The following is a 17,629-nucleotide window of genomic DNA, read 5'->3' as shown; positions in this document are numbered from 1 at the left end:
GCAAAAAAATCATCTATCAGTTAGATTATTTATTTCAAGAAGTGCTGATTGCTGTTTATTAGGCGTTTACTTACATAATCTTTGCTTTACTTCTTCTGAGTTTCCAAAAATTCCATTACATTTCTTAAAATAATCATATTCAATACTTATCAAAACTATGGGACGCGCTCGTTCTAAATCTGACTTACCAACAAAGATGTGCCCAGTTTGCCAGCGTCCGTTTACCTGGCGCAAAAAGTGGGAAGATTGTTGGGACGAAGTTAAATATTGCTCAGACCGATGCCGTCGTCGCCGTTCTCAGGCTACAAATAATACAGATAATCAGCAAAGTAGTTAAAGGTACGGAGTGATCAAGTGCAGCCAAAATTAATTATTCATGGGGGAGCAGGTAGTTCGCTCAAAGGAAAAGGTGGGGTTGATGCGGTTAGGCGATCGCTTCATCAGATTATTGAGGAAGTTTACCCACTGTTATTATCTGGTGGCAGTGCTAAGGATGCTGTAGTTTTGGGTTGCAAATTGCTGGAAGATAACCCACGCTTTAATGCTGGTACTGGTTCGGTGTTGCAATCGGATGGGCAAATTCGTATGAGTGCTGCACTCATGGATGGGATGTCTCAAAGTTTTAGCGGTGTGATTAATATTTCACGGGTGAAAAACCCGATTGAGTTAGCGCAATACCTCCAGAATTCTAGCGATCGCGTGTTGTCTGATTACGGTGCTACAGAATTGGCAAGGGAGTTACAAATTCCTAGCTACAATGGTTTAACTGATTTACGTCTCAATGAATGGATTCTAGAACGTCAAGACAATTTTCAACGCTCTATGGCTGGGGTGGTGGCAGAACCGGAATTAGCGGAAACTAGCGATCGCCGTGGCACTATTGGGGTTGTCGCTTTGGACACTGAGGGTAATTTAGTTGTTGGTACATCTACTGGTGGCAAGGGTTTTGAACGGATTGGACGTGTTAGTGATTCGGCGATGCCTGCTGGTAATTATGCAACTAAGTATGCAGCGGTCAGCTGTACAGGAATTGGTGAAGATATCATTGATGAATGTTTAGCTGCACGGGTTGTAGTCAGGGTGACGGATGGGATGTCATTAGAAGCAGCAATGCAAAAAACCTTTGATGAAGCCACCAAAAATCAACGAGATTTAGGTGCAATTGCCCTTTCTGGGGATGGTGCGATCGCATGGGGGAAAACATGCCAAGTTTTATTGGCTGCATACCACGATGGAAATCGAATTAGCGACACTTTGGAGCTATCAGAAAAAGCCCAAATCGGAGTTGCGGCGTAAAAACGTCATAACTCTGCTCAATATCTGATTAAAAGCCTCAGAGTCGAGTCTGAGGCTTTTGTATTTTGTATTAAAGTAAGTCGATAATTGAGAATAAACGCTGATTTTGAAGTTCTTGTAATCGCATTTTCTCTCGGTAAAAAGCCTCGCAATAAACCTTATCTTGTTCTGGTTCTATTTCGGGATCTATTTTTTCCCACAAATCTTTAAAATACAACAGGCGTTTTTCACATAATACCTTTTCCATACAGGCAACGGTTGCTTGAACTACCTGGGGAGTTCGGATAATTTCCTTTTGACTTTTTTCATCTAAATGAAACAGATGTAAAACCAAGCTTAATTCGTCGGGAAATTCTAAACACCTATCTTGGACACGGGAAATTAAATCTCTTCCTGTTGCATCAGGTATTTCTAATATCTGTTGCCACAAAAAACGATGGTGAGAAAGACTAAATTGTAAGTCTCCAACATCTAAAGCATCTATAATTTCTTCTCTCTGTCCAGGACAATGTAAATATATTTTGAGTAATAAAGCTTCTGCTTGTTCTAATAAACTATGTTCCCCGGTGGTTGGGTTAGATTTGCGACTTTCTGGCTTGACTACAGTTAATTTTGCTCGATATTCGGGTTTTGGCGCAATTTGTGTGAGGAGATTTTCTACTCGTAGAGGTATTAATCTGGTGTCACCTAAGCTGAGGATTTCGGCACAGTGAGAAACATAATAGCTTCTAGTATCGTTATTTGCTATATTTTTCAGTAATTTTACTAGTTCTTGGGAAACCTGTTGAAAGTCACTTGCTTGCTTTAAATCCCTGTCTTTGGTGATTTTTTGAATTTGCCAATCGAGCCAAAGGGGAGCATCATCTAAAAGCTGACGATAGTCTTGGGGTGAATGGGTGCGTAGGAATTCGTCGGCATCTTTGCCATCGGGCATATTTAGGATTTTTAGCTGTAATTCACCTTTATAGGCTAAATCTGCAACTTCCCCAATTGCCCTTTGAGCAGCATTTGTTCCAGCTTTGTCAGCATCGAAATTTAGTACCAACTGCTTGGAATCGCTGTAGCGTAAAGCCATACGAATTTGGTCAATACTGAGTGCCGTTCCTAAAGAAGCCACCGCATTATTTATACCATTGGCGTGGAGTGCGATCGCATCGAAGTATCCTTCCACTACTACGGTTTGATCTAACTGTCCGATACCGTTTTTGGCTTGATCTAAAGCAAATAAGGTTTTACCCTTATTAAATAACTCAGTTTCGGGTGAATTCAAATATTTGGGTTGCTCGTCTTTCATGGTTCTACCACCAAAAGCAATCACCCGTCCCATAATATCGCAGATGGGAATCATAATGCGATCGCGGAACACGTCATAGTAGCCGCTGTTTTCCTTTCTCGGTTTAATTAACCCAGCCTTTTCAACTAATTGTACCGGGTAATGCCTATCTTCCACCAAATAACGATACAGGGTTTCCCATCCGGCAGGGGCATAACCTAAATTAAACTTTTGGATGGTTTCATCGTTAAATTGGCGTTTTTCCCGGAGATATTCCATCGCTGGGGAATTTTGGGGAGATTTCAAAGCGTGTTGATAAAACCTAGCTGTTGCTGCTAAGACTTCATACAGTTGTTCTCGTAGGGATAGCTGACGTTGTAACTCCTGTCTTTCCTCCGGTGCGAGGGTTTGTACCGAAACTTGGTAGCGTCGCGCTAAGTCCAATACCACGTCGGGAAATGAACGCTTTTGTAAATCCATCAGAAATTTGATGGAATTTCCGGCAGCTTGACAACCAAAGCAGTAAAACATCTGCTTTGAAGGACTGACTGTAAAACTTGGGGATTTTTCATCGTGGAAGGGACATAATCCAACATAATCCTTACCACGTTTGCGTAGAACAACATGTTCTGACACCACATCATAAATGTCAGCCCGTTGTTTAACTTGATCAATTGTATCAGGGTGCAAGCGTGGGATTTGCATAGGAAATGTGGGAATCTACCAAATTGATGGAATTAACTTGATTGAAGATGGATCAATGATTAGCTGTAAACTCTTGGCTAAGATTAATATTCGCACTCAAGAAGGCAAAGTGTTAATCACTATTGACTATTGATCATTAACCATAGACTCTTGACTAATTATGATGATGGCGATTATGCTCTTGTCGCCGCACCATAAAAATAATTATTTAATCAACAAAATTTAGTTTTATTAGAGAAAATTAGGACATATAAAAATGGGACGTATTTTTATTTCGGCGGCACATGGGGGTAAGGAAGGGGGGAAGATAGATCCAGGTGCTATTGCTGGGGGGACAACCGAAGCACGGGAGATGATATTGCTTAGAGATGCCATTGTAACCGAATTGCGATCGCGTAACTCGGAAGTGCTATCTGTTCCCGATGATTTGAGCGCTCAGAACACAATTACTTGGATCAATTCTAGAGCGCGATCGCTTGATGTTGCCATCGAAATTCATGCTAATGCTGCCCCTAGTCCTTCTGTGCGTGGTGCCAGTGTTTTTTTTATTACTGATAATAACGAACGGCGAAACCATGCCGAATTAATGTTACTATCCCTACTAAAAACTGTACCTCAGCTACCTAGTCGAGGCAGTAAGCCAGATAGCGAATCAGGAACAGGAGGATTAGCATTTTGTCGTCGCACCAGTATTGCTTCCCTACAAATGCAGGTAATTTTTCTCAGTAGTCCCGAAGATCGATTACTTTTACAGACTCGTCGTCGTGATTTTGCCAAAGGTATAGCTGAAGGATTAATTGCCTGGAGTCGTCTTATAGATCCTGGCACTCAACCGGTACCTAACCCGACGTATCCGGAAATTACTATTAATATTAACGGTCAAAATTATAAGGAAAAAGGCATATTAGTAAACGGTAATGCCTACATACCCATTGACTTAGTTGAACGTCTAAGAGTTGATTTAGCCAAAATAGTTAATATCCTTCGCATCACCTATCGAAAAATTGTTTATATCAAAGCAATTGAATTACGTGATTTCCAAGTTGCAGTTGGATGGGATGCCGCAACCCGTACAGTAAAATTACGCTCTGCTTTAATTATTACTCCTGGTCAAATTGATAAAATTATTTCTAACGGGAACACTACGGAAGCCCAACTCAAAACCTTTTTAAATGATAATAATGAAAATGCCTTAAATCAATTTCCTGACATTCCCAAGTTATATCGAGAAGAGGCTGCAATTGAAGGCGTAAACTACGATATAGCCTTTTCTCACATGTGCTTTGAAACTGCTTTTTTACGGTTTGGGGGAGATATTCAAGCACAACAAAACAACTTTGCTGGATTGGGAACAGTTGGTGGTGAACCGGCTTCCTTTGAAAGTGCCAGAATTGGAGTTAGAGCGCATATACAACATTTAAAAGCCTATGCTAGTACCGAAGCCTTAAAACAGGAAATTGTCGATCCCAGATTTAGATTTGTCCCCCGTGGTGCAGCACCAACAATTGAAAAATTATCAGGACTTTGGTCAGCAGATTTAGATTATGGAGCGAAAATAATCGGCACCTTAGAACAACTTTATCAATCAGCTGGATTACTTTAGTATCAGTTTGTGATGCAACACTATGATAGCTCTATAACAAGGTATTGTGTATGGGATAGTAACAGGCATCCCAATCTTTTTGGGCAAGACACCCAAACCACAGGATATTTTATTTTCTGGAAGTCTCTAAATAAAACAACCATTTAAAATCAGCGAAAAGCCTATTTTATCGGCTTTATTCCTTAGGTTTCTCCTGCCTGCTTACTTCTGCCTTGATATACTAGAAGTAGCAGCAGCGATATTTAGCCTTCGTCCCGCCTAAAAGGCGCATTAACCCCCTTTGTCATATAAAAATAAGAAATCTAGCCAAGACACTTGACAAGAGGGAATTAGAGCAGATATTATATAGTACATAGTTATTAAAGTACAAGGCTACTAAAGCAAGCTGAAAGCAAAATCCAAAACTTCAGCCTTGCTCAATTCAGTATTTACACTGCACTATAAAAGTATAGTTTAAGGCTAGCCTAATGTCTGCATAGACATATATAGGTGTGCTTTGCCATGGTTCTGACGTTGTGAAATTAGGATATGGGATTTGAAAAATCTCAGACTAGTAGGTGAAGGCAGAAGGAATAAAGCCTATTTTAGAAGCTTTTTGTCCCTTTACAATGGCTGATTCATTTCCGCTGTACTGTACTAATCCTTTTTTATCGAACAACGTTACACCCTGCTGTCTCGAAACTCATTACACTTCAAGGGGTTAATATATGACAATCATTGCAGCTAAAGATGCAAAACAGCAAGTCATGCGTGATTTTCAGGAAATTTTGACACAGCGAAAAAAAGTCGAATCAAGAATTGCAACAAAGCAAGAAGAAGCAGAAAAAGCCAAAAATAAACAAATCCTGGAAGCTGCATCCAACTACACAGTTGATAGTATTGTTAAAAGTTTGGCAGACTTACAGCTAGAATTTGGTAGCATCGTCAATTCTTTATCAGAAAAGTTAGGGAAAGAAAACTCTAAATTAGATGAATTAAATCGGGCAATTGAAGTTGAAACTGAGTATTTGGAAGAACTTAAGCAAATTAGAGTTGTAGCTGATACTGTTGATATTCTCACTCAAGAACATCAAGAAAAGTTGAGAATTTTAGAGCAAGATACAGAGAGTAAACGTGAAAGCTTAGAGAAGGAAATTGCTCAAGCTCGTAAAGATTGGCAAAAAGAACAGGTTGAATATGAGGAAGCACTAAAAACCGCTACTGAGTTACAACTAAAACAACGACAACAAGAAGCTGAAGACTATCAATATAAATTAGAAAATAGTCGTAAAATTAATCTCAATGCTTATGAAGCGATAAAACGCGATTCTGAACGTGCTATCCAAGAGAATACCCAAGAGAAAGAGAAGAATTGGGCAGAACGTGAAAAGATTTTAAAAGAACATCAAGCGACATTTAACGAGAATCAGAAAAAGGTTGCAGCATTCCCGGCTGAATTGGAGGAAGCAGTGAAAAAAGCTAGGGAAGAAGCTATTAAAGAAACTAGTCAAAAAACGAAAGTAGAAGCTGATTTAGTTGAAAAAGAATGGGAAGGCAGTAAGCAAAATTACGAATTAAAAATCAAATCTTTAGAAGAGACAATTCAGAAACAAACTGAACAAATTAATAGTATTTCAACTCAATTGCAAGCTACCCTCAAACAGTCTCAAGATTTAGCAATGCGAGCATTTGATGGTTCTGCTAAGGGTTAGGAGATAATTTACACTCAATATCACCAAAAATAGGGAATATTTAGAATAACTGGAACAACAATTATGGCAACAAAAAAGCCAACTGAAAAAAGTACAAAGGTTGAGATTCTCCAAGCTTATGAGGAGTTAGCAAAAGAGAAATCAGAATTAAAATCTCAATTAGATCAAGCTGTGAAAAGTGCTACTTCTACGGCAGTTAAAGAAAAACCCTCTTCGGAATCAAAAATAGCAATGAATCAAACTGCTAGTATTCAACAAAAGATGAATTCCACCATCGAAAATTTAGTTAAGATTCAGCTAGGTTTTGGAAGTGCAGCTAGTGAATTATCTGAACAATTAACCACTAAAGCATCTAAACTCGCAGAAATCAAACAATCTGTAACTACAGAAACTCAAGAATTAAAAGAACTACATAAATTAGAAGTTTCTCCAGATACTTTAGATGATTTGATTGAAACTTATGAAAATAATTCTAAAGCTTATCAAGAAGAATTTAATCAGCGTTATGAAACTTTATCCCAGGAAATTCAACAGCAAAGAGGTACTTGGCAAAAGGAACAGGATGAATATAAATTAATTTTAAAAGATCGTAACGAGACTTTAGCCAAAACACGTCAGCGAGAAGAAGTTGCCTATAAATATGATACAGAACTTCAACGGAAGTTAGAATCAGATGAGTATGAACAGCGTCAGAAAGCTTTGTATAAGCAAATAGAAGAAATTCAGCAAGAAACTGAGAAAAAATGGACAGAACGTGAGAAAATTATTGCTGAACGCGAACAATTATTTGCTGAAGTTAAAGCTAAAGTAGAAGCATTTCCTAAAGATAAAGAAGCTGCTATTAAAAAAGCAAGCGAAGAAGGAAAAGGAATTGCTCACTATCAAGCAAAGGTGAAATCTGACTTACTTGCGAAAGAAGTGGAAGGACAAAAACGTTTTTATGAGCAAAGATTGCAATCTTTGGAACAAACTATTAATAATCAGGAGTCGAGAATTCAGAATCTTTCCAATCAACTAGATTCTGCACTCAAACAGGTTCAAGATTTAGCAGTGAAAGCAATCGAAGGTTCTGCAAATGTCAATTCATACCAAGCTATTAAAGAGATAGCTTTGGAACAAGCTAAGAGTCAAGCAAAAGCTAAGTGAACCTAGCTATTTAAGTTATCATTTCATTAACAGACGTGAATTACTTCACGTCTGTTGTTTTCATTAAACATTATCATTACTTAATTTAATTAGGAGAATTTTTACCATTTTTCTTAGAGAAGTTTGGATTTTGCATCATTCCAGGTTGAGTTTTTGGTTTACCAGTGACTGGGGGAGTTTGTTTTTTCTTAGGCATTTTATTTACCTCTATAATTAAGTACAAGTATTACTACATAATTGATAGAGGTGACTCCGGAAAAGTATGCAATCTAAACCTTGTTTATCTTGAAAATCGTAATTTGTAACTCCACATTGTGAGATCACGCTACCCTGTGGGAAGCAGAAACCTATAGCTTACAGCCCTTCGGGAGCATTTGCGCGTCTACGTAATGACAAAACTCGACTTTTCATGATGGATATCATAAAAAATAGAGACGCTATTATGTTTGCGTCTCTATAGGAGGAAAATCCAATGAAAAAATTTGTAAATATTTTCAAAAGATTGATTTAATTTAATATCTGAATTTTATCTGTAACAACTTAAATAACGAGTAAATATTGAAAATATTAATTAGTCAGCATATAAGAAAGGTATTAGTTATCCTTGATGATGATTTTTTAGTTGTAACTGTTGCAGATTCTGAATTTGTTCACCAATCAGACTAGTTGCACCATTTTGAGTTTTTGGTTTAGAATCAACGGGTGGTTTTGGTTTAGAATCAACGGGTGGTTTTGGTTTAGGACGACGAGCCATATCAAGTATATCCTTGAAGTATTTGTATCTCTAATTTGAGATACACGTCGGTAAATCACGAATCCGGATAACTACAGGCAAACAAAAATTGGCAATAATATGCAAAGACGTTCTAATCGAACGTCTTTATGGGCTTTGGGTGATTATGCAAAAGAGGAAAAATCAAGGTTAGGTGGAATATCTTGAATGCGTCCATCACCAACAGCACGGATGGCTTCACTCAAAATAATATCACCTGTGTACAATGCCCGACCAACAATGGCAGCAGTTACACCTTGCGGTTCTAAAGCAATTAAACTTAACAAGTCGGTGATAGAACTAACTCCCCCGGATGCGATTACAGGTATAGAAATTGTATTTGCAAGTTCCCGTAATGCTTCTAAGTTAGGTCCTGACATCGTACCATCGCGGTGAATGTCTGTATAAATTATTTCTGCTGCTCCCATCTCTTGCATTTGAACTGCAAGCTGTGTTGCTTGTGTTTCTGAGGTTTCTAACCAACCACGGGTAGCTACCTTCCCATTACGTGCATCAATTCCGACAATGATCTGCTCTGGAAATTCCTGTGCAAGTGTTTGAACTAGTTCAGGTTGTTCAACTGCAACTGTACCTAAAATTGCCCAACGGACACCGAGATGAAGTAGTTGACGTACACTTTCGGCAGTTCGCAAACCTCCACCAATTTCCACAGGGATGGGGATAGCATCGACAATTGCGGCAATTGCTTCCAAATTTACGGGTTTACCAGCTTTTGCTCCATCTAAATCTACCACATGGAGACGGGTAGCACCTTGTTCTACCCATTGTTGGGCTACCTCTACTGGGTTGTCATTAAAAACTTGCGATCGCGTGTAGTCTCCTTGGTACAATCTAACGCAGCGCCCTTCTAATAAATCAATTGCGGGAATAACTTCCATTGAATTTTTCCTTACTTACTTTCCCCAGTTTTCAGAATATCAGCATGTGAAGAACGTTTTTAGGAGTTGGAAGTATTTTTGAGTTGTTTGATTGCTTGAGCGAAACCTAGTACCACTAAAATATTGGATAGGGTAAGAAAAACTTCGGCTCCACCATGTAACCAATCAACATTAGCTAGGGTTTCTCCATAGTGGAGTTGGGCATAAATCCCAGCAGGTATGGTGACAGCGACGAATACAAGGGTACCGTAAAATCCATACATTGCTAAAGGTGGGCAAAGATTTGAGCGTTTGAGATACCAGAGAAAACCGAGGTATGGAAAGAGTGAAAGGGCAAAGAGGGTTTCTTTAGAAATCATAGTTAGAACAAGGCAGTGGGCAGTCACGATAAAAAAATTTTCACCATCGTAGTATGTAAGCGGTTTTCCGCTACTCACTACTGCCTACTCACTTACAAGTCAGTAGGCATTAGCGGAAACATTTGGGGGGCTTTACCTTCGGTACACTTTGTTCCGCCTCCCAAATAGTTTTCAAGAAGGGAATGAGGGTTTAAAGCTATTTCTAGGGACTTACTTTGTTAATCGTTGAGGGAATTGGTTTTAGTTTTTTGTGTGCTGCTATACCAAATAAACCAAGCAGCGGCAAACAGGGTAAAGTTACCAACTACCGTCATTGCTGCTTGGAGTGTAACTACCCATTCTAGGGATGGGGAATTATCAAAATAATGCCATGTACAAGCACACATAGCGCTGATGAGGGATGGTAACATGCCGAAGGATAGAGCATACCATGAATGGTTTTGCGTGAGTTTTCCATAGGTCCAAATTAACCAAATGGCGGTTATCCACTCAATGACGCTGGAGATATGAATAATCCAAGTAGGAATTGATAAGCTGTGCATGGGATGGGGATAAGTTGGCTAAAAGCTAAAAAAAAGAGATTGTAATTGTGATCTCATGACTCATTTGGGCTAAAGTCCAACTACAAACTAGTTAAAATTGCTTTGTCACAGTAGTAAGTAGCTTTGACAAAATTTTCAATATACAAAAATTTTAAATCTTTATATCTAAGTGTGATTATGCGAGCTTTGTTATCTGGATATTACGGAAAAGGAAATGGTGGTGATGAGGCGTTGTTGGCAACGCTTTTACAGATGTTACCATCTCACGTTACGCCTGTGGTGTTGTCGGGAAATCCTCAACAGACGATTCAACAGTATGGGGTGGAAGCGTGCGATCGCATGTCCGTTCCCAGTATCATTAATTCGTTACGTTCCTGCGATGCTTTGATTTGGGGTGGTGGCAGTTTGATTCAGGATGCCACCAGTGCAGCTAGCCCATTTTACTATGGAGGGTTGATGGCATTGGCGCAGAAAATCGGTTTGAAGACGATAGCATGGGCACAAGGTATAGGTCCATTGCAACGGGGGCAAACGCGGTGGATGGCAAAAAATCTCTTCGCTAGTTGCACAAAAGTGAGCGTCAGAGATCAAGTAAGTGCGGGTTTACTGACCCAGTGGAATATACCTTATTTTCTCGCACCTGATCCAGTTTGGGCAATGGAATCAAAACCAACTCCGGGACTTTGGGATTTACCTGCACCAAGGGTTGCTGTTACATTGCGATCGCATTCTGACTTAACACCTTCCCGCTTGGCACTTCTTACCCGTGCTTTGGTGGATTTTCAGAAAGCAACCCAAACCTTTATTATTTTACTGCCATTTCAACGTTCCAGAGATTATGCGATCGCGGAAGCAATTCAACCTGCTTTAGGAGATGCAAGTCAAATTATCTGCATAGAAAATCCCCAAGTTTTGAAAGGGGTTTTTCGAGGTGTGGAAATGGCAATTGGGATGCGTTTACATAGTTTAATTATGGCGGCAAGTGAAGGTTGCCGTTGTTTTGCCCTCAGTTACGATCCAAAAATCAACCGTTTGATGGAAGATACTGAAATGCCGGGTTGGGATTTGGTAAATTTACCTGAAGATGCCAATTCTATTAGTACAGCTTGGATTGAACACTACGCCAATGGGCAAGCTTTATCCAGCGATAAAATTAAGTTTTTGTTAGATAGGGCAGCAATTCATCAAGCGATTTTACAGGATGGGTTATCAATCAGTTAGTAGGATTGTCGGAAATAGTACAGGGATGAGCATCGGGTATGTGATTACTGATAACTTGCTATGAGAGATTTAGGACTTACGCATTGACGGGATGGTAAAATAATGCATTGGAAAACGGTGTCGTCTACTTTCAAGGTATCGGACAATTAGAGAAATCAGCAAACCCTCGACAGCACAATGTAATTTGGAACATTACACCCTGTTCTTGCTATCGGAGCCAAAGCATGGAGGGTGCAGTCGATTGGCAGAAATCTTGGGAGATGTTTCACATGATAGTGTGAATAGGTTTTTGCTGAGAGAAAGATACGAGCCAAAAGATTTATTTGACATAGTAAAAGAGATAATCAATATAGAAGGAGGGATTTTAAGTGTTGATGATACAGTAATAGAAAAGCTGTACAGCAACCCAAAATACGCAGAATTAATTGGATATTTTTGGTCTGGTAAATATCATAAAACGATTAAAGGTTTAAATTTAATAACACTTTATTACAGCGATATTCGAGGCAATTGTGTTCCCATAAATTACAGGATATACGATAAGAAGGAGGGAAAAACCAAAAATGATTATTTCCAAGAGATGCTAATAGAAGTGACTGATTGGGGATTAAAGCCGCGAATAGTCACAGGGGATAGTTGGTACTCAGGAGTAGAAAATCTGAAATTTTTGAGAAACCAGAAATTAGGTTTTTTATTCGGAGTTGAAAAAAATAGAACAGTATCAAATGAGCCTGGAAAGTACTGTCAGGTAAGTACTTTAGAGATTTACGATGAAGGTTTGATAACTCATTTAAGAGAATTTGGATTTGTAAAGTTGTTTAGGAAAGTGTTTAAGAAAGAAGACTCTAGACACTACATATTTTATCAGCCTGATGACGAGAATCAGAAAGAAGTCTTACAACAAATAACTAGAACTGAATTTATCACTATTCATGACACACATTGGGGTATTGAAAGTTTCCATAGAGCAGTAAAACAGCTATGTGGCATTTGTAGGTTTATGGTTAGAGATAGCCACGCAATCAAAACACATATATTCTGCTCACTTCAAGCATTTGTTCGTTTAGAGAAAATGCGTTCTGAAAACATCATTGACAATTGGTATGAAGTACAAAGGAATCTATTCACAAAAGTTATTCGTGAATATGTTTTGGATAACTTGAATGCTAGTTGTGCCGCTTGAATACATAAACTAGCTTTCCTGTCAATGCGTAAGTCCTAAGATTAATCCTCTACCCCCAAAACAAGCAAATTCTTGCTTCCGTAACTGGTCAAATAACTAAATGATGCCTTAAAGTGTATAAAACAACAGCTTTGATGCGGATGTTAAAATACTTATGCTCGAACATGATGTCATAATTGTTGGTGGTGGATTAGCAGGGTGTCGTGCAGCGGTGGAGATTGCCCGCACTAACCCCAGTTTGAATGTTGCTGTTGTTGCGAAAACTCACCCGATTCGTTCCCATTCCGTCGCTGCACAGGGAGGAATGGCTGCAAGTTTAAGAAATGTAGATCCAGAAGATAGTTGGAAAGCACACGCATTCGACACAGTTAAGGGTTCCGACTATTTAGCAGATCAAGATGCCGTAGAAATACTGACAAAAGAAGCTCCGGATGTAGTTATTGATCTGGAACACATGGGAGTGTTATTTTCCCGACTTCCCGATGGAAGAATTGCTCAACGGGCATTTGGTGGACATTCCCACAACCGTACCTGTTACGCAGCCGATAAAACCGGACATGCAATTCTCCATGAACTCGTAAATAGTCTGAAGAAAAATGGCGTAAAACTTTACCAAGAATGGTATGTCATGCGCCTGATTTTGGAAGAAGGGCAAGCAAAAGGTGTTGTGATGTTCCGGATTCAAGACGGACATATGGAAGTAGTGCGGGCAAAAGCCGTAATGTTTGCCACAGGTGGTTATGGTCGCGTTTATAATACCACTTCCAATGATTACGCTTCCTGTGGTGACGGCTTGGCAATGACGGCACAAGCAGGTTTACCCTTGGAAGATATGGAATTTGTCCAGTTTCACCCCACAGGGCTTTATCCAGTTGGTGTGTTAATCTCCGAAGCGGTGCGGGGAGAAGGTGCCTATCTAATTAACAGCGAAGGTGAACGCTTCATGGAAAGGTACGCACCCAGCAGGATGGAACTGGCACCAAGGGATATTACCTCACGCGCGATCGCTTATGAGATTCGAGCCGGACGGGGTGTAAACTCAGATGGAAGTGCGGGTGGTTCCTTTGTCTATCTCGACTTGCGTCACATGGGTAAAGAAAAAATCATGAGTCGTGTTCCCTTCTGTTGGGAAGAAGCACACCGCTTAGTGGGAGTGGATGCAGTCACCCAACCCATGCCTGTACGTCCCACCATCCATTATTGTATGGGTGGTATCCCCGTGAACATCGATTGTCAAGTTCGCAGCGGTGCTGATACCGTAGTTGAAGGATTTTTCTCCGCTGGGGAGACATCCTGTGTATCAGTGCATGGTGCTAACCGTCTCGGTAGTAATTCCCTATTGGAATGTGTGGTATATGGCAAAAGAGCAGGTGCTAGCATTGCCCAATACGTCCAAAATCGCAAGTTACCCAGCATCGACGAGCAAAAGTATCTCCAAGAAGCCAAACAAGAAATTCAAGATTTGCTGGCACAACCGGGACAAATCCGCATCAACAAAATTAGGGAAGCTTTTCAAGATTGCATGACAGAATATTGCGGTGTCTTCCGAACTGAGGAGTTAATGCAACAAGGTTTAGAAAAACTCCAGGAGTTTCAACAACAATATTCACAAATTTACTTAGATGATAAAGGTACCCATTGGAACACAGAATTAATTGAGGCTTTGGAACTACGTAGCCTGATGCTAGTTGGAAAAATGATTATGACATCCGCCAATAAAAGGAAAGAGAGCCGAGGGGCACATTTTAGAGAAGATTTTCCCCAACGTGATGATAGTAATTTTTTACGCCATACGTTCGCCTACTATTCGGCTGCGGGAATTGATATTCAGTATGTTCCGGTAAATGTAGGTATGTTTGAACCACAAGAAAGAAAGTATTAATCTCGAAAAGCTTTGTTTCAACTATCAAGTTGTTTTCAGCTGCTACGCAGCTAAATCCTATAAATTCAAAAACTATAACCTTTGTGATGCCCAGAGAATTCCCAGAGAAGGGGTTCCGGGGAGATATTCTTTCCGGCAAACTAAGTCCTGCGGATACGCTACGCGAACTGGGCATCTTGCCAACTTTAGATATACAAATTAGTCGCTTAACAGCTTATCGGCTTCATTCCTTCTGGCTCTCCACAATCGCTACAACGAGACGGCGGATCACTCACGTCGGAACTAAGTCCTCTGGAGGGACTGATCAATACTTGAACGGGGAAACTCCTCAAAAAAAATCAACTCGTGGAAAGAGGAAACCCAAAGAGTGATCTTTGGAATCTCCACCTTACTTTGTTGTAGCTTGGTTCTGCGAAGCAGTAGGTGGGGAGGATGTCAACAAGGTAAAATTGCATAATAAATATAAAGTACAGCCCATGTATTTAAAAGATTCCAATTTTGAAATTATTTTAGCTGAAATCCGTGGAAGTAAAATCCAAAAGCATGACTAAGGAGAAAAATTATAGTGAAGGGTGGGCAAATAAGGAACACAATTTTGTTGGCTGATGATGATGATGATGATTGCATGTTGGCAAGAGAAGCACTAATTGAAAGTTCTCTGGCGGCAAAGCTGCATATCGTAAATGATGGCGAAGAATTGATGGATTATTTGTATAATCGGGGGAAATACATCAATAATTTGATATTTCCTCGTCCGAGGCTGATATTACTAGACTTAAATATGCCAAAAAAGGACGGGCGCGAAGCTTTAAAAGACATCAAATCAGACGGGAAATTACGGCAAATTCCTGTAATTGTTCTCACGACTTCCAAAGCACAGGAAGACATATATAATATTTATAGTTTGGGAGCGAATTCTTTTATCATTAAACCAACAGACTTTACGGCATTAGTAAATGTCATGAAGGGAATTGGCAAGTATTGGTTTGATATTGTTGAACTACCTTCGTAAACCCCAAAAGGCAAAGATGTATGAATCACAACACAATCAGAGCATTGTTGATTGATGATGATGAAGATGATTATATTCTGACTCGTGATTGGTTTGGTGAATTTCAATCTGCTGATTGTCGCTTAGAATGGTTGAATAATTCCCAAGCTGCATTGGATGCGATCGCGCGATCGCAACATGATATCTATTTGATAGATTACCGTCTAGGTGAGATAGACGGACTAGAACTACTACGTCAAGCCATCGCTGGTGGCTGCTGTGCGCCGATTATTCTCCTCACAGGTAGGGGAGATCGAGCAATCGATCTCGAAGCTATGAAAGCAGGTGCAGCCGATTATTTAGAAAAAAGTCAGTTGAATGCAGCTTTACTTGAGCGTTCAATTCGCTACGCTGTAGAACGCAAACGCTCAGAACGTAAAATCCGCGAACAAGCAGCTTTATTAGATGTTGCCACCGATGCGATTTTTGTTTGCGATTTGGAATACAAAATCTTATTTTGGAATCAAGCAGCCCAAAAACTATATGATTGGGAATCACAAGAAGCTGTAGGCAAAAAAATATCGGAACTCTGGCTAGAAAAGAATTCTAACCAACCGAAACAAGCACTGAATGCAATTTTAAATAATGGTTCCTGGGAAGGAGAATTGAAGCAAAAAACAAAATATGGGAAAGACATCATCGTCGAAAGTCGTTGGACATTAGTATCCGAATTTGACGGTAATTCCCAATGTATCCTAGTTGTGAATACCAACGTTACCCAGAAAAAACAGTTAGAATCACAATTTTTCCGTGCCCAAAGATTAGAAAGTATCGGCACATTAGCTAGTGGAATTGCTCACGATTTAAATAACATCCTTGCCCCAATTTTGATGACTGCTCAATTGTTGGAATCACAACTTAAAGACGAACGCAGCCAACATTTACTAGGAATTATCACCTCCAACACTAAACGCGGTGCCAACCTAGTCAAACAGGTTTTATCATTTACACGCGGCATGGAAGGCGATCGCGTTCTTCTCCAGCTTAAGCATCTCATCGTCGAAATTCAACAAATCGCCAAAGAAACATTTCCCAAATCAATCCAAATTATTAGCAAAATATCTCCTGAACTCCCCACAGTCATGGGTAATGCAACTCAGCTTCACCAAGTACTGATGAATCTCTGTGTCAATGCCCGCGATGCCATGCCACAAGGGGGTGTATTGACAATTTCCGCCGAAAAAACCTTTGTTGATGAAAATTATGCCCAGATGCACCTCAACGCCACATCTGGTGATTATGTTGCCATCACAGTCACCGATACTGGTGTCGGCATTCCCTCAGAAATTGTCGAACGAATATTTGAACCATTTTTCACTACAAAAGATCTAAGTAAAGGTACTGGCTTAGGTCTTTCGACAGTATTAGGAATAGTCAAAAGTTACGAAGGTTTCATCAATGTTGATAGCGAAATTGGTAAAGGTAGTAAAATTACAGTGTATCTACCAGCACAGGAACAGCCAGAAACACCCGAAGCAAACGAAGCTGAATTACTAACAGGACAAGGTGAATTAATTTTGGTTGTTGATGACGAACCATCAATTCGTGACATTACCAAAACATCACTAGAAAATAGTAACTATCAAGCCATTACAGCCAGTGATGGCATCGAAGCGATCGCATTGTACACAGAACACCGTGAAAAAATCTGCATCGTTCTCACAGATATGGTAATGCCAGCTATGGACGGAATCACAACTATTCGTACCCTGCAAAAAATTAACCCCACTGTGAAAATTATCGCCGTCAGCGGACTTATTTCCCACGACAGAGTTAACGCTGCCACCGAAATTGGTGTCAAAGCTTTTCTTTCCAAACCATACAGCGCTAAACAACTTTTACAAACCATCGGCAATGTTAAAAGTGGTAATTAGGGTGTGAAGACAGAAGGCAGAAGGCAGAAGCGAATAAAGCTTAGTTTAGAACTTTTTGCCGATGAAAAAATAGTTGGTTTACTTTCACCGTTGTGTCCTCACTCCCCCACTCCCTTCTCCCCTTTACGGTTA

The 17,629-nt window shown here is 39.9% G+C and carries 17 protein-coding genes; 12 read left to right on the top strand and 5 right to left on the bottom strand.

Features of this window, described 5'->3' with window-relative positions; all coding sequences use genetic code 11:
* Positions 1-157 precede the first annotated feature (157 nt).
* Positions 158-337, top strand: a complete 180-nt coding sequence (locus CAL6303_RS29480; RefSeq protein WP_015200022.1) for a DUF2256 domain-containing protein — start codon at positions 158-160, stop codon at positions 335-337.
* A gap of 17 nt (positions 338-354) precedes the next feature.
* Positions 355-1,296, top strand: a complete 942-nt coding sequence (locus CAL6303_RS21925) for an isoaspartyl peptidase/L-asparaginase (RefSeq protein WP_015200021.1) — start codon at positions 355-357, stop codon at positions 1,294-1,296.
* 70 nt (positions 1,297-1,366) lie between these two features.
* Here the strand turns inward: CAL6303_RS21925 and dnaG are convergent, their stop codons facing one another.
* On the bottom strand, positions 1,367-3,274 hold the full coding sequence (gene dnaG / locus CAL6303_RS21920; protein ID WP_015200020.1) for a DNA primase: 1,908 nt from the start codon (positions 3,272-3,274) through the stop codon (positions 1,367-1,369).
* A 256-nt stretch (positions 3,275-3,530) separates the two neighbouring features.
* Between dnaG and CAL6303_RS21915 the strand changes: the two genes are divergently transcribed.
* The 3 genes from CAL6303_RS21915 to CAL6303_RS21905 all read left to right on the top strand — a co-directional run bounded on the left by CAL6303_RS21915 (position 3,531) and on the right by CAL6303_RS21905 (position 7,714).
* Positions 3,531-4,877: an N-acetylmuramoyl-L-alanine amidase gene (locus tag CAL6303_RS21915; RefSeq protein WP_015200019.1), complete on the top strand. Its 1,347-nt coding sequence runs from the start codon at positions 3,531-3,533 to the stop codon at positions 4,875-4,877.
* 707 nt (positions 4,878-5,584) lie between these two features.
* On the top strand, positions 5,585-6,568 hold the full coding sequence (locus tag CAL6303_RS21910; RefSeq protein ID WP_015200018.1) for a hypothetical protein: 984 nt from the start codon (positions 5,585-5,587) through the stop codon (positions 6,566-6,568).
* 63 nt (positions 6,569-6,631) lie between these two features.
* A complete protein-coding gene (locus CAL6303_RS21905; RefSeq protein WP_015200017.1) occupies positions 6,632-7,714 on the top strand; it encodes a hypothetical protein in 1,083 nt (360 codons plus the stop codon).
* 598 nt (positions 7,715-8,312) lie between these two features.
* Here CAL6303_RS21905 and CAL6303_RS30475 read toward each other — a convergent pair.
* The 4 genes from CAL6303_RS30475 to CAL6303_RS21890 form a co-directional block, all read right to left on the bottom strand.
* Positions 8,313-8,468 (bottom strand): hypothetical protein, encoded by a 156-nt coding sequence (locus CAL6303_RS30475; protein ID WP_015200015.1) that lies wholly within the window; start codon positions 8,466-8,468, stop codon positions 8,313-8,315.
* A gap of 143 nt (positions 8,469-8,611) precedes the next feature.
* Entirely contained in the window at positions 8,612-9,385 is a 774-nt protein-coding gene (gene hisA, locus CAL6303_RS21900; protein ID WP_015200014.1) for a 1-(5-phosphoribosyl)-5-[(5-phosphoribosylamino)methylideneamino]imidazole-4-carboxamide isomerase, read from the bottom strand.
* Between the two features lie 59 nt (positions 9,386-9,444).
* Complete coding sequence (locus CAL6303_RS21895; protein ID WP_015200013.1) at positions 9,445-9,744, bottom strand: DUF3593 domain-containing protein; 300 nt, start codon at positions 9,742-9,744, stop codon at positions 9,445-9,447.
* A 218-nt stretch (positions 9,745-9,962) separates the two neighbouring features.
* Complete coding sequence (locus tag CAL6303_RS21890) at positions 9,963-10,286, bottom strand: DUF2499 domain-containing protein (protein WP_015200012.1); 324 nt, start codon at positions 10,284-10,286, stop codon at positions 9,963-9,965.
* A 177-nt stretch (positions 10,287-10,463) separates the two neighbouring features.
* Between CAL6303_RS21890 and csaB the strand changes: the two genes are divergently transcribed.
* From csaB to CAL6303_RS21860, 7 genes are all read left to right on the top strand, one after another.
* On the top strand, positions 10,464-11,507 hold the full coding sequence (csaB, locus tag CAL6303_RS21885; protein ID WP_015200011.1) for a polysaccharide pyruvyl transferase CsaB: 1,044 nt from the start codon (positions 10,464-10,466) through the stop codon (positions 11,505-11,507).
* 205 nt (positions 11,508-11,712) lie between these two features.
* The gene (locus CAL6303_RS21880) at positions 11,713-12,690 is read left to right on the top strand and encodes a transposase (protein WP_083866358.1); all 978 of its coding nucleotides are present in this window, start codon (positions 11,713-11,715) and stop codon (positions 12,688-12,690) included.
* 154 nt (positions 12,691-12,844) lie between these two features.
* Positions 12,845-14,572: a succinate dehydrogenase/fumarate reductase flavoprotein subunit gene (locus tag CAL6303_RS21875; protein ID WP_015200010.1), complete on the top strand. Its 1,728-nt coding sequence runs from the start codon at positions 12,845-12,847 to the stop codon at positions 14,570-14,572.
* A gap of 86 nt (positions 14,573-14,658) precedes the next feature.
* Positions 14,659-14,943 carry a hypothetical protein gene (locus CAL6303_RS30470; RefSeq protein WP_041739849.1) on the top strand — a complete coding sequence of 95 codons (285 nt, stop codon included), beginning with the start codon at positions 14,659-14,661 and terminating at the stop codon, positions 14,941-14,943.
* A 3-nt stretch (positions 14,944-14,946) separates the two neighbouring features.
* Positions 14,947-15,123, top strand: a complete 177-nt coding sequence (locus CAL6303_RS30465; RefSeq protein ID WP_158333173.1) for a hypothetical protein — start codon at positions 14,947-14,949, stop codon at positions 15,121-15,123.
* Between the two features lie 14 nt (positions 15,124-15,137).
* Positions 15,138-15,584: a response regulator gene (locus CAL6303_RS21865; protein ID WP_015200009.1), complete on the top strand. Its 447-nt coding sequence runs from the start codon at positions 15,138-15,140 to the stop codon at positions 15,582-15,584.
* Positions 15,585-15,604: 20 nt separating this feature from the next.
* Complete coding sequence (locus tag CAL6303_RS21860; protein WP_015200008.1) at positions 15,605-17,497, top strand: response regulator; 1,893 nt, start codon at positions 15,605-15,607, stop codon at positions 17,495-17,497.
* Positions 17,498-17,629: the final 132 nt, after the last annotated feature.

This window comes from Calothrix sp. PCC 6303, from assembly GCF_000317435.1.
Lineage (GTDB): Bacteria > Cyanobacteriota > Cyanobacteriia > Cyanobacteriales > Nostocaceae > PCC-6303.
This window is presented reverse-complemented; position numbering and strand designations above follow the sequence as displayed.